Source organism: Mycobacterium sp. VKM Ac-1816D, assembly GCF_000416385.1.
Classification (GTDB): domain Bacteria; phylum Actinomycetota; class Actinomycetes; order Mycobacteriales; family Mycobacteriaceae; genus Mycobacterium; species Mycobacterium neoaurum_A.
Map to the genome: position 1 here is coordinate 63,179 of NZ_AOHQ01000133.1, position 12,635 is coordinate 75,813.

General features: G+C 68.7%; 10 protein-coding genes. 4 read left to right on the forward strand and 6 right to left on the reverse strand.

The window, feature by feature from the left end:
• Positions 1-48 precede the first annotated feature (48 nt).
• The 6 genes from G154_RS12790 to G154_RS12815 form a co-directional block, all read right to left on the reverse strand.
• Complete coding sequence (locus tag G154_RS12790) at positions 49-810, reverse strand: enoyl-CoA hydratase family protein (protein ID WP_023986218.1); 762 nt, start codon at positions 808-810, stop codon at positions 49-51.
• Complete coding sequence (locus G154_RS12795) at positions 807-1,967, reverse strand: acyl-CoA dehydrogenase family protein (protein ID WP_019510410.1); 1,161 nt, start codon at positions 1,965-1,967, stop codon at positions 807-809. Before G154_RS12795 ends, G154_RS12790 begins: the two co-directional genes overlap by 4 nt.
• On the reverse strand, positions 1,964-3,928 hold the full coding sequence (locus tag G154_RS12800; RefSeq protein WP_019510411.1) for a biotin carboxylase N-terminal domain-containing protein: 1,965 nt from the start codon (positions 3,926-3,928) through the stop codon (positions 1,964-1,966). Before G154_RS12800 ends, G154_RS12795 begins: the two co-directional genes overlap by 4 nt.
• 67 nt (positions 3,929-3,995) lie before the next feature.
• A complete protein-coding gene (locus G154_RS12805; protein WP_019510412.1) occupies positions 3,996-5,591 on the reverse strand; it encodes an acyl-CoA carboxylase subunit beta in 1,596 nt (531 codons plus the stop codon).
• The gene (locus tag G154_RS12810; protein WP_036479670.1) at positions 5,588-6,739 is read right to left on the reverse strand and encodes an acyl-CoA dehydrogenase family protein; all 1,152 of its coding nucleotides are present in this window, start codon (positions 6,737-6,739) and stop codon (positions 5,588-5,590) included. Before G154_RS12810 ends, G154_RS12805 begins: the two co-directional genes overlap by 4 nt.
• 34 nt (positions 6,740-6,773) lie before the next feature.
• Positions 6,774-8,477 carry an acyclic terpene utilization AtuA family protein gene (locus G154_RS12815; RefSeq protein WP_031601672.1) on the reverse strand — a complete coding sequence of 568 codons (1,704 nt, stop codon included), beginning with the start codon at positions 8,475-8,477 and terminating at the stop codon, positions 6,774-6,776.
• Between the two features lie 211 nt (positions 8,478-8,688).
• Here G154_RS12815 and rpmF point away from each other — a divergent pair, with 211 nt between their 5' ends.
• From rpmF to G154_RS12835, 4 genes are all read left to right on the forward strand, one after another.
• Positions 8,689-8,862, forward strand: a complete 174-nt coding sequence (rpmF, locus tag G154_RS12820) for a 50S ribosomal protein L32 (RefSeq protein WP_023986216.1) — start codon at positions 8,689-8,691, stop codon at positions 8,860-8,862.
• 50 nt (positions 8,863-8,912) lie between these two features.
• On the forward strand, positions 8,913-9,602 hold the full coding sequence (locus tag G154_RS12825; RefSeq protein WP_031601671.1) for a response regulator transcription factor: 690 nt from the start codon (positions 8,913-8,915) through the stop codon (positions 9,600-9,602).
• Between the two features lie 83 nt (positions 9,603-9,685).
• The gene (locus G154_RS12830; protein ID WP_234713046.1) at positions 9,686-11,089 is read left to right on the forward strand and encodes a HAMP domain-containing sensor histidine kinase; all 1,404 of its coding nucleotides are present in this window, start codon (positions 9,686-9,688) and stop codon (positions 11,087-11,089) included.
• A gap of 191 nt (positions 11,090-11,280) precedes the next feature.
• Positions 11,281-12,618 carry a S1C family serine protease gene (locus G154_RS12835; protein ID WP_019510418.1) on the forward strand — a complete coding sequence of 446 codons (1,338 nt, stop codon included), beginning with the start codon at positions 11,281-11,283 and terminating at the stop codon, positions 12,616-12,618.
• Positions 12,619-12,635 lie beyond the last annotated feature (17 nt).

Below are 12,635 nucleotides of genomic sequence, written 5' to 3' on the forward strand. Positions count from 1 at the left end.
GCAAACATCGCCGTTCGGACGCCCGGCTGGCAAACGGCAGCTACCTTCTCACGTCCAGGACGGCCGGCGTTTCTGCAGGAAAGCGAGCATGCCTTCATGCGCCTCCTCGGAGACGAACAGCCGTGCCGATTGCTCGGTGAGTTCCTCGGCACGTTCGTCGAAGCCGGCCAGCACCGACGCGGTGGTGAGTGCCTTGGACGCGGCAAGCCCCTGTGGCGAAGCCTTGGCGATGCTCGTGGTGAGATCGGCGACCGTCGCGGCGACGTCATCGGCGGCCGCGGTGATGAGCCCGATCCTGGCGGCCTCCGCCGGCCCGAACTTCTCGCCGGTGACGAAGTATCGGCCCGCGGCGCGGGCGGTCAGCTTCGGCAGCAGGGTCAGCGAGATGATCGACGGAGCCACCCCGATCCGCGCCTCGGTGAGGGCGAAGGAGCTCGCGGGCCCGGCCACCGCGATATCGCAGGCGCCGACCATACCCATGCCGCCGGCCCGCACGTTCCCGTCGACCGCGGCGATCACCGGGACCGGTAACTCCAGGATCGCGCGCAGCAGGCGGGTCATCTCGCGGGCCCGGTCGACCGCCACATCCCCCGGTTCTCGGCCGGCTGCCTCGGACAGGTCGGCGCCCGCGCAGAATGTCGGACCGGTGTGGCCCAGCACCACCGCGCGCACATCGGCGGCCGCCGCGTCGGCGAACCCCCGATGCAACTGTTCGACCAGCGCCGTGGACAGCGCGTTGTGGTTGTGCGGGGAGTTCAGCGTCAGGCGGGCGATCCGGCCCTCGACCGTGTAGTCGACCAGCATCGTCAGTACGACCGGGGCAGGCCCAGCGAGGTCTGCGCGACGAAGTTGAGGATCATCTCCCGGCTGACCGGCGCGATACGCGCCAGTCGGGAGGCGGTCAGCACCGAGGCGATGCCGTACTCCTTGGTCAGTCCATTTCCGCCGAGGGACTGCACGGCCTGATCGACCGCGCGCACCGATGCCTCACCGGCGGCGTACTTGGCCATGTTCGCCGACTCGGCGGCACCGAAATCGTCGCCGCTGTCATAGAGCGCCGCGGCCTTCTGCATCATCAGCTTCGCGAGTTCGATCTCGATGTGGTTCTGGGCCAATGGATGCGCGATGCCCTGGTGTGCACCGATCGGGGTCTTCCACACCTGGCGGGTCTTGACGTACTCGGTGGCCTTGTTGATCGCGAAACGACCCATCCCGACCGCACTGGCCGCGCCCATGATGCGCTCGGGGTTGAGACCGGCGAACAGCTGCGCGATGGCGGCATCCTCGGAGCCGACGAGCGCGTCGGCGGGCAGGCGCACCTCGTCGAGGAAGACCTGGAACTGGTATTCCGGGCTCAGGATCTCCATGTCGATCTTGGTCCAGGACAGGCCGGGGGTGTCGGTCGGCACCACGAACAGGGCGGGTTTCAGGTTGCCGGTCTTGTGGTCCTCGGTGCGGCCGACCACCAGGATGGCCTGGGCCTGGTCGACGCCGGAGATGTAGACCTTCTGACCCGAGAGGATCCAGTCGCTGCCGTCACGGCGCGCGGTGGTGGTGATCTTGTGACTGTTGGAACCGGCGTCGGGTTCGGTGATGGCGAAGGCCATGGTGATCGACCCGTCGGCGATACCGGTGACCCAGTGCTTCTTCTGTTCTTCGGTACCGAACTTGCTGATGATCGTGCCGTTGATGGCGGGGGAGACCACCATCATCAACAGCGGACAACCGCCCGCCGACATCTCCTCCATCACCATCGACAGCTCGTACATGCCGGCCCCGCCGCCGCCGTACTCTTCGGGAAGGTTCACCCCGATGAAGCCCAGTTTGCCTGCCTCGGACCACAGTTCGTCGGTGTGCCGGCCGGCCCGCGCCTTCTCCAGGTAGTAATCCTGGCCGTAGTTGGCGGCCATCGCGGCGACGGCCTTGCGCAGCGCCTGCTGCTCCTCGGTTTCGATGAAGCCGGTCATGACTGTTCTCCTTCTATTCGGGCCAGCACCGTGCCGACCTCGACCTGCTGGCCTGCCTGTACGTTCAATTCGGCGAGCACACCGTCGCTCGGTGCGGCAATCGTGTGCTCCATCTTCATGGCCTCTAGCCAGATCAACGGCTGCCCGGCGGTCACGGCGTCACCGGCCGCGGCGCCGACCCGGACCACCGAGCCGGGCATCGGCGCCAGCAGCGATCCGTGCGCCACCGCCGAGTCCGGATCGGGGAATCGCGGGACGCTGGTGAGCCGGACGGTACCGCGCGGCGAATCGACGAAAACCGCTGCGCCGTAACGCGCCACCGTGAAGGACTCTTCGACGCCGTTGACCGACAACACCACTCGCCCAGGGCTGGTGGACACCACCGTGACATCATCGCCGTCGGGCACCTCGACACCGTCGCGTCCGATCCGGTAGCGGACCAGGTGCTCCCGGTCGTCGGCATCGCGGAAGGCGCGGGTCTGATACCCGGAGAACAGGTTGCGCCATCCGCTCGGTGCGGGTCCGAATGCCGTTGCCGTGGCGCGGTTGTGCGCGGCGTCGGCGAGCGCGGCGGCCAGCGTCGACGGCGCGGTGATGTCCTGGGCCGCTGCCAATCGGTCAAGGCCGTGGGTGTCGAAGAACGCGGTGTCGGTGTCCCCGGCAAGGAATGCCGGGTGCCGCAACACGTTGACCAGAAGGTCACGGTTGGTACCGGGGCCGTGGACGACGGCGCGGGCCAACGCCTCGGCGAGCGCGGCGGCGGCCCGCTCTCGGGTATCGGCGAACGAGATCACCTTGGCCAGCATCGGGTCGTAGAACACCGAGATGACCGATCCGTCGACCACGCCGGAATCCAGCCGGACCCCGGTGCGGCCGAGGGTGCCGAATTCGGTGCGGGCGGCCGGGACGGCGAACCGGTGCAGCGTTCCGGCCTGTGGTTGCCAGTCCTTGGCCGGGTCCTCGGCGTAGAGCCGCGCCTCGATCGAGTGTCCACGGGTGGCCGGCGGGCGGGCATCGAGGCGGATGCCGTCGGCGACGTCGATCTGCAGTGCCACCAGGTCTACGCCGGTGGTCTCCTCGGTGACCGGGTGTTCCACCTGCAGGCGGGTGTTCATCTCCAGGAAGTAGAAGTCGCCGTTGGCCCCAGGATCGGAGCTGGCCATGAACTCGACGGTTCCCGCGCCGGTGTAGCCGATCGCCTCGGCGGCCAGGCGGGCGGCTTCGAAGAGCCTGTCGCGCATGCCCGGAGTCCGTTCCACCAGGGGCGACGGTGCCTCTTCGATGACCTTCTGATGCCTGCGCTGGATCGAGCACTCGCGTTCCCCGACCGCCCACACGGTGCCGTGCCGGTCGGCCATCACCTGTACCTCGATGTGGTGCCCGGCGGCCAGGTAGCGCTCGCAGAAGACGGTGGGATCCCCGAACGCCGACTGCGCCTCGCGCTGCGCCGCGGCGACCTCGGCGGGCAGGTCGGACAGCTCCCGGACCACCCGCATACCGCGACCGCCACCACCGGCGGACGCCTTGATCAGGACGGGCAACTGGTCGGCGGTGACGGTGGCCGGGTCCAGTTCGGCCAGCACCGGCACGCCGGCCGCGGCCATCAGCTTCTTGGCCTCGATCTTGGAGCCCATGGCCTGCACGGCGGCCACCGGCGGTCCGATCCAGGTCAGACCGGCGTCGGCCACCGCGGCCGCGAAATCGGGGTTCTCCGAGAGGAACCCGTAACCGGGATGTACCGCGTCGGCGCCGGCGGCACGCGCCGCCGCGATGAGCTGGGCGCTGTCCAGATAGCCGTTGCGGCCCTCGAGCCGGACCCGGAAGTCGGCCTCGGCGACGTGCGGGGCGTCGGCGTCGGGGTCGGTGTAGACCGCGACGGTGCCGATACCGAGACGACGGCAGGTGCTGAACACCCGGCGGGCGATCTCACCACGGTTGGCGACGAGAACTCTGCTGATCATCGAACTCCCTCCGCGATTTGGGCGCGCTGACGCTCGCTGAGCGAACGCGAGCGCGCCGAAATCGCAGTCACATCCTGAAGACGCCGAAGTTCGACGTCCCCTCGATCGGTCCGCTGGCGATGGCGGACAGGCACATTCCCAGCACGGTGCGGGTGTCGCGCGGGTCGATGACACCGTCGTCGTAGAGCCGGCCGGACAGGAACATCGGCAGCGACTCGGCCTCGATCTGTGCTTCGACCGCCGCGCGCAGTGCGGCGTCGGCGGCCTCGTCGACCTGCTGGCCGCGGGCTTCGGCGGCGGCCCGGCTGACGATCGACAGCACGCCGGCGAGCTGCGTGCCGCCCATCACCGCGGATTTGGAGCTGGGCCAGGCGAACAGGAAGCGGGGGTCGTAGGCGCGCCCGCACATGCCGTAGTGGCCTGCGCCGTAGGACGCCCCGATGAGCAGGGAGATGTGCGGCACCGTCGAATTGGAGACGGCGTTGATCATCATCGATCCGTGTTTGATCATCCCGCCCTCCTCGTACGCCCTGCCCACCATGTAGCCGGTGGTGTTGTGCAGGAACAGCAGCGGGGTGTCGGATCGGTTGGCCAACTGGATGAACTGGGTTGCCTTCTGGGATTCCTCGGAGAACAGCACCCCGCGGGCGTTGGCCAGGATGCCGACCGGGTAGCCGTAGAGCGTGGCCCACCCGGTGACCAGTGACGAACCGTACAGCGGCTTGAACTCGTCGAAGTCCGAACCGTCGACGATGCGGGCGATCACATCGCGCGGGTCGAAGGGGATGCGCAGGTCGGCGCCGACGATGCCGAGCAGTTCCTCGGCGTCGTACTCGGGTTCGCGCACCGGTAGTGGTGGCGGGCCCTGCTTGCGCCAGTTCAGCCGCGCGACGATGCGCCTGCCGATCCGGATGGCGTCCAGTTCGTCGTTGGCCAGATAATCGCCCAAACCCGATGTGCGCGCATGCATCTCGGCACCGCCGAGGGATTCGTCATCGGATTCCTCGCCGGTGGCCATCTTGACCAGCGGCGGGCCGGCCAGGAACACCTTGGAGCGATCCCGGATCATCACCACGTGATCGGACATGCCGGGGATGTAGGCGCCGCCGGCGGTGGAGTTGCCGAACACCAACGCGACGGTCGGGATGCCGGCCGCCGAAAGCCGGGTCAGGTCACGGAACATCTGCCCGCCCGGGATGAAGATCTCCTTCTGGGTGGGCAGGTCCGCGCCGCCGGACTCGACGAGCGAGATCACCGGCAGCCGGTTCTGGATCGCGATCTGATTGGCGCGCAGGATCTTCTTCAGCGTCCAGGGATTGCTGGTGCCGCCCTTGACCGTCGGATCGTTGGCGACGATCAGGCATTCGACGCCTTCGACGGCCCCGATACCCGTGACGACGCTGGCGCCGACGGTGAAATCGCTGCCCCAGGCGGCCAGCGGGCTCAGCTCAAGGAACGGGGAATCGGGGTCGACCAGCAGTTCGACGCGTTCCCGCGCGGTGAGCTTGCCGCGGGCATGGTGACGGTCGACGTACTTGGGGCCGCCGCCGGCAAGGCTGCGCTCGTGTTCGGCGGCCAGTTCGGTCAGCTTGGTCGCCATCGCGTCGGCGGCCTCGGTGTAGGCCGACGAGCGCGGGTCCAGGGTCGACTTCAGGCGGGTCATTGGAATCCCAGCGTCTTGGCGGCCAGCGAGGTCAGGATCTCGGTGGTGCCGCCGCCGATGCCGATGATGCGCATATCGCGGTATTGGCGTTCCACCTCGGATTCGGCCATATAACCCATCCCGCCGAACAATTGGACGGCCTGATTGGCCACCCACTCGCCGGCCTCCACGGCGGTGTTCTTGGCGAAGCACACCTCGGTGATCAGATTGGCCTCACCGGCCATCTCGCGCTCGACCAGCTGGTGCGTGTAGACCCGTGCCACGTCGATCCGGCGGGCCATGTCGGCCAGCGTGTTCTGCACGGCCTGCCGGGAGATCAGCGGCCGCCCGAACGTCTCGCGGTCCCGGCACCACTGCACCGTCAGGTCCAGACAGCGCTGCGCACTGGCGTAGGCCTGCGCGGCGAGGCCGACGCGCTCACTGACGAACGCGCCGGCGATCTGCAGGAACCCGCTGTTCTCGGCACCGACCAGATTCTCGGCGGGCACCCGCACATCGGTGTAGGACAGTTCGGCGGTGTCACTGGACCGCCAGCCCATCTTCTCCAGCTTGCGGCTGACCACGAAGCCCTCGGACGCTTTGTCGACCACCAGCAGCGACACCCCCGCCGCGCCCGGGCCGCCGGTACGCACCGCCGTCACCACATAGTCGGCGCGGACACCGGAGGTGATGTAGGTCTTGGCGCCGTTGACGATGAACGCTGCGCCGTCCCGGACCGCCTTCGTCGTCAGATGCCCGACATCGGAGCCGCCGCCGGGTTCGGTGATGGCCAGCGACCCGATGAGCTCACCGCGCAGGGTGGGGCGCACATAGGTGTCGATGAGGCGCTGGTCGCCCGAGGCGATCATGTGCGGCACCGAGATACCGCAGGTGAACAGAGAGGCGAACACGCCGCCGGGGACGCCGGCTTGATGCAGTTCCTCACAGATGATCACGGCGTCGGCGCTGTCACCACCCCCGCCGCCCACCGATTCCGGGTAAGGGGCGCCGAGCAGTCCCGCGGCACCTGCCGCCAGGTGCAGTTCGCGGGGCAGTTCGCCGGCGCGTTCCCATTCGTCGACATGCGGCAGGATCTCGCGCTCGGCGAACGCCCGCACCGTCTTTCGCAGGTCCTCGCGTTCGGGCGCATTCCAGATGCTCGTCCTCATCGCTGGGCGCTCCCTCGCTCGTGCCTCGCGCGCATCACAACAGCCTCTCCGGGATATCGACATATCGGGATCTCAGCCATTCGCCGAGACCCTTGGCCTGGGGATCGAACCGCGCCTGGTAGGCGACGCCTCTGCCGAGGATGTCCTCGATGACGAAGTTGACGGCGCGCAGATTGGGCAGCAGATGCCGGGTGACCGGCAGGGCGTAAGTCTCGGGTAGCAGCTCGCGTAACGCATCGACGGTCAGAAAGTGCGCCAGCCAGGCCCATGCCTCGTCGGTGCGCACCCAGACGCCGACATTCGCCGATCCGCCCTTGTCGCCGCTGCGCGCTCCGGCGATGCGGCCCAACGGTGTTCGCACCGTCGGCCCCTCGGCCGGCGGGTCCGGCAGGCCGGGTTGCTGCACCGGTGTCAGCTCGCGGGTCTCGGCCGCCGGCGCGATGTCGACGCGGGTGCCGTCGGCGTGCACCGCGATGTGGGGGACCGCACCTGCTTCGACATATCCGGGGGTGAACAATCCGTACACCTGACCGTCGCCCGGGGGAGCGGTCGCGGTGAAGCCCGGATAGCTGGCCAGCGCGAGTTCGACTCCGGCGGAGGAGAACTTGCGGCCGACCACGGCCGGGTCGGGATCGCGGACCACGCAGTGCAGCAAGGCGCTGGCGGTTTCCTCGGTGTCGGCATCGGCATGGTCGGTGCGCGCCAGCGTCCACTCCAGTTCGGCTGGGCGGGTTGTCAGCGCGCCTTCGAGCTGGCGGCGCACCAACGCGGCCTTGGCCTCGATGTCCAGGCCGGTGAGCACGAACGTCGTCGCGTTGCGGAACCCGCCGAGGCTGTTGAGTGACACCTTCAGCGTCGGCGGCGGGGCCTCGCCGCGCACACCGGAGACCCGCACCCGGTCGGGCCCGTCCTGCTGCAGCGTCACCGAATCCATGCGCAATGTGACGTCGGGGTTGGCGTACCGCGCGCCGGTGATCTCGTAGAGCAGTTGGGCGGTGACGGTGCCGGTGTCGACCAGTCCGCCCGTGCCGGGATGTTTGGTGATGATCGACGAGCCGTCGGCACCGATTTCGGCGATGGGGAAGCCCGGGTGGTCGAGATCGGGCGGGAAGAAGGCGTAGTTGCCGCCGGTGGCCTGGGTGCCGCATTCGATGATGTGGCCCGCGGCGACGGCGCCGGCCAGCGCGTCGTAGTCGGTGGGCGACCAGCCGAAGTGGGCGGCGGCCGGGCCGACGATGACGGAGGCATCGGTGACCCGGCCTGTGACGACGATGTCGGCGCCGGCGTTCAGGCACTCGACGATGCCCCAGGCCCCGAGGTACGCGTTGGCCGAGAGTGGAGACCCGAACCCGAGTTCGTCGGCACGTGCCACCAGATCGTCACCCTCGACGTGCGCGACGTCGACGGTGAGTCCGAGCCGGTCGGCGAGCTCACGGACGGCGGCGGCCAGGCCCGCCGGGTTGAGTCCGCCGGCGTTGGCGACGATCTTCACCCCGCGGTCCATCGCCAGCCCGAGGTTGTTCTCCAGCTGGCGGAGGAAGGTCTTGGCGTAACCCAGGTCGGCGTTGCGGGCACGGTCGCGGGCCAGGATGAGCATGGTGAGTTCGGCGAGGTAATCGCCGGTCAGGTAGTCGAGATCGCCGCCCGCGAGCATCTCGCCCATGGCCGACATCCGGTCCCCGTAGAAGCCCGAGCAGTTGCCGATCCGTACCGCTTGCGAGGCCACCCACACTCCCATCGAATTCCGACCAACCGGTCAGTAGGTTAACCGGTACCGACGGTATCGCGTCAAGGGGCCGGGGCGGATCCGTCGCCGCGGTCCAGTCTTGCCCAGCGGGGGCCGCGCGTTCGGCGGTTTGGAGGCATCCGGCGGTGCGGGCTATCCTGTGGTGCACATTGCCGTCGCTGTTTACTGCGCGGCGGAAACCCCGCAAGAGGAGATCTCGATCATGGCTGTGCCCAAGCGCCGGATGTCGCGCTCGAACACCCGTAGCCGCCGCGCGCAGTGGAAGGCCGAGGCTACCGGCCTGGTCACCGTGTCCGTCGCCGGTCAGCAGCGCAAGGTGCCGCGTCGCCTGCTCAAGGCCGCACGCCTGGGCCTGGTCGACCTCGACCGTAAGTAGGTCGGCGCGCCTCTCAGGTCGCTCTCAGATGGAGGGATGACACTGTGGCTGTGCGCATTCTTGTCGTTGACGATGACCGTGCTGTGCGTGAATCGCTGCGTCGGTCGCTGTCGTTCAATGGTTACGCCGTCGATCTCGCCCAGGACGGTGTCGAAGCCCTCGAGGCCATTTCCAGCGATCGACCCGACGCTGTAGTTCTCGATGTCATGATGCCGAGGCTCGACGGCCTCGAGGTATGCAGGCATCTGCGCAGCACCGGTGACGATCTGCCCATCCTCGTGCTGACCGCTCGCGACTCGGTATCCGAGCGGGTGGCCGGACTCGATGCCGGGGCCGACGACTACCTGCCCAAACCGTTCGCGCTCGAGGAGCTGCTGGCCCGGATGCGTGCGCTGCTGCGCCGCCGGGCCACCCCCGAGGAGACCGCCGACAACCGGGCGCTGACCTTCTCCGATCTGAGCCTGGACCCGGTGACCCGCGAGGTCACCCGCGGGGACCGGTCGATCAGCCTGACCCGCACCGAGTTCTCGCTGCTGGAGATGCTCATCGCCAATCCTCGGCGGGTGCTCACCCGCAGCCGGATCCTGGAAGAGGTCTGGGGCTTCGACTTCCCGACCTCGGGTAATGCCCTCGAGGTCTATGTCGGCTACCTGCGCCGCAAGACCGAGGCCGAGGGCGAGCCGCGGCTGATCCACACCGTGCGTGGTGTCGGATACGTGCTGCGCGAAACCCCGCCGTGAGGCTGCGGCTGCGCCGGCCGAAGAGCCGGGATTCCGGGCAGTCCCCGCAGCGGCGGTACAGCCGCAATGTCAGCACCGTCTCGTTGCGCTGGCGGGTGATGCTGCTGGCGATGTCGATGGTGGCCATGGTCGTCGTGCTGATGGCCGTCGCCGTGTACGCCGTGGTGTCGCGATCGGTCTACGACGATATCGACACCCAGTTGCACAGCCGTGCCCAGCTGCTCATCGAAAGCGGCTCGCTGGCAGCCGATCCGGGCAAGGCGATCGAAGGCACTGCCTACTCCGACGTGAACGCGATGCTGGTGAGCCCCGGCCGCTACATCTACACCGCCAACCAGCAGGGTCAGACGCTGCCGCTGGGTGCGCCCGAGAAGGCCGTCGTCCAAGGTGAGCTGCTCATGTCGCTGCGCACCACCAACAACCAGCGGGTTCTTGCGGTGCACCTGGCCGACGGGAACTCGTTGCTGATCTCCAAGAGCCTGGCGGCCACGATCGCCCTGCTGAATCGGCTGGGCACGGCGTTGGCGATCATCGGTGCCTCGGGCATGGCGGTCGCCGCCATCGCCGGCGGCATGGTGGCCCGCGCCGGGCTTCGCCCGGTGGCCCGGCTGACCAGGGCGGCCGAGCGGGTGGCGCGCACCGACGACCTTCGTCCGATCCCGGTGGTCGGCACCGACGAACTGGCCCGGTTGACCCATTCGTTCAACATGATGCTGCGGGCGCTGGCCGAATCCCGGGAGCGCCAGGCGCGATTGGTCACCGACGCGGGCCACGAGCTGCGCACGCCGTTGACCTCGCTGCGCACCAATGTCGAGCTGCTCATGGCGGCGATGGCGCCCGGGGCGCCGCGGCTACCCGACGGTGAGATGACCGAACTGCAAGCCGATGTGATCGCCCAGATCGAGGAGCTGTCCACCCTGGTGGGCGATCTCGTCGACCTGACCCGCGACGATGCCGGCGTGACGGTTCGGGAGAAGGTGGATCTGCCCGACGTGGTGGACCGCGCACTTGAGCGAGTCCGGCGGCGCCGCAACGATATCGAGTTCGACGTGCAATTGATCGACTGGCAGGTCGACGGCGATCCCGCGGGACTCTCGCGGGCCGTACTCAACGTTCTCGACAACGCCGCCAAATGGAGCCCGACCGACGGCCGGGTGGTGGTGCGGCTGTGGCAGCGCGACGCGGTGCATGCCGAACTGGCCATCACCGACTTCGGCCCGGGCATCCCGCCGCATGAGCGGGACCTCGTCTTCGAGCGGTTCTATCGGTCCACCTCGGCGCGCGCGATGCCGGGATCGGGGCTGGGGCTGGCCATCGTCAAACAGGTGGTTCTCAAGCACGGCGGCACGATCGGTGTCGAGGAGGCGGTCCCCGGAGGCGACCCGACGGGGACGACGGTCAGGATCGTGCTGCCGGGCCGACGGGTGCTGCCCGACGGTGACGACGCCGTCGGGGCGATGGCGCCGGCGGCGACACGCGGGGACTGATCGTGGACCCCGCCGCCGCCGCGACCCACAATTGACGGCGCGGGCGATCCGCGGGGGGAATTCTGTGCGAATTCATAGGGGACCACCGGGTACTTCTCTAAGTGGATTCTCAGCCCAGTTCGGCACTGTGAGCGTGCGTAACGCGTTGTACGAAGTAACTGATCCGCTGAGTAGAGAGAGCGACCAGACCTATGACGAACCACCCGAGGTACACCCCGCCTCCGTCCCAAGCGGGTAGCGGCCCGAGTGGATACGACTCCGGTTACGAGGGGCGGTCCAGCGGATACCCCGGCGGCTACACACAGCCCTATGACTGGCGTTACGCACGTCAACCCCATCCGCAGTCACAGCAACACGGCCAGCAGCCGCACGGCCAGCAGCCGCGCCCGCAGTACGACCCGTACCGGCCGGCCCAGGGCCCCGGTGCCGGTGGCCAGAAGCGCTCACGCACAGGCGGTCTGCTCGCCGGCGCGCTGGCGATCGCGGTGGTGTCGGCCGGTATCGGCGGCGGCGTCGCGGTGCTGGCCACTCCCGACCGGCCGGCCACCAGCTTTTCCAGCAGCAGCGGCGCCACCCCGGGCCAGCCCGCGGCCAGCGTCCCGGCCGGATCGGTCGAGCAGGTCGCGGCCAAGGTGGTCCCCAGCGTGGTCAAACTGGAGACGAATCTGGGCCGGGCCTCCGAGGAGGGATCGGGCATCATCCTGTCTAGCGACGGGCTGATCCTGACCAACAACCATGTGGTGGCCACCGGTGACGCACCGGGCGGACGGGCAGAGACCAAGGTGACCTTCGCCGACGGCCGCAGCGCGCCGTTCCGGGTGGTCGGCACCGACCCGAGCAGCGATATCGCCGTGGTCCGGGCCGAGGGTGTCTCGGACCTGACGCCGATCACGCTCGGCTCGTCCTCGGACCTGCGCGTCGGACAGGACGTGGTCGCGATCGGTTCGCCGCTCGGCCTGGAGGGCACCGTCACCGTCGGCATCGTCAGCGCGCTCAACCGCCCGGTTGCCGCCGGTGGTGACAGCAAGAACCAGAACACCGTGCTCGACGCCATCCAGACCGATGCCGCCATCAACCCGGGTAACTCCGGCGGTGCGTTGGTCAACATGAATGGCGAGCTGGTCGGCGTGAACTCGGCTATCGCCACGCTCGGTAGTTCCTCGGGCGGCTCGCAGAGCGGTTCGATCGGGCTGGGCTTCGCCATCCCGGTGGACCAGGCCAAGCGCATCGCCGATGAGCTGGTGCAGAGCGGTTCGGCCTCGCACGCCTCGCTGGGTGTGCAGGTGGGCAATGACGCATCCGTCGACGGCGCCAAGATCGTCGAGGTGACCCAGGGCGGCGCGGCGGCCGCGGCCGGGTTGCCCAGCGGTGTGGTGGTGACCAAGGTCGACGGCCGGGTGATCAACAGTGCCGATGCGCTGGTGGCCGCCGTGCGGTCCAAGGCCCCCGGCACCAAGGTGACCTTGACCTTCGATGGTCCCGGCGGATCCCAGACGATGGACGTGACCCTGGGTAAGGCCGACAAGTGACCAACGAGATCGACCTT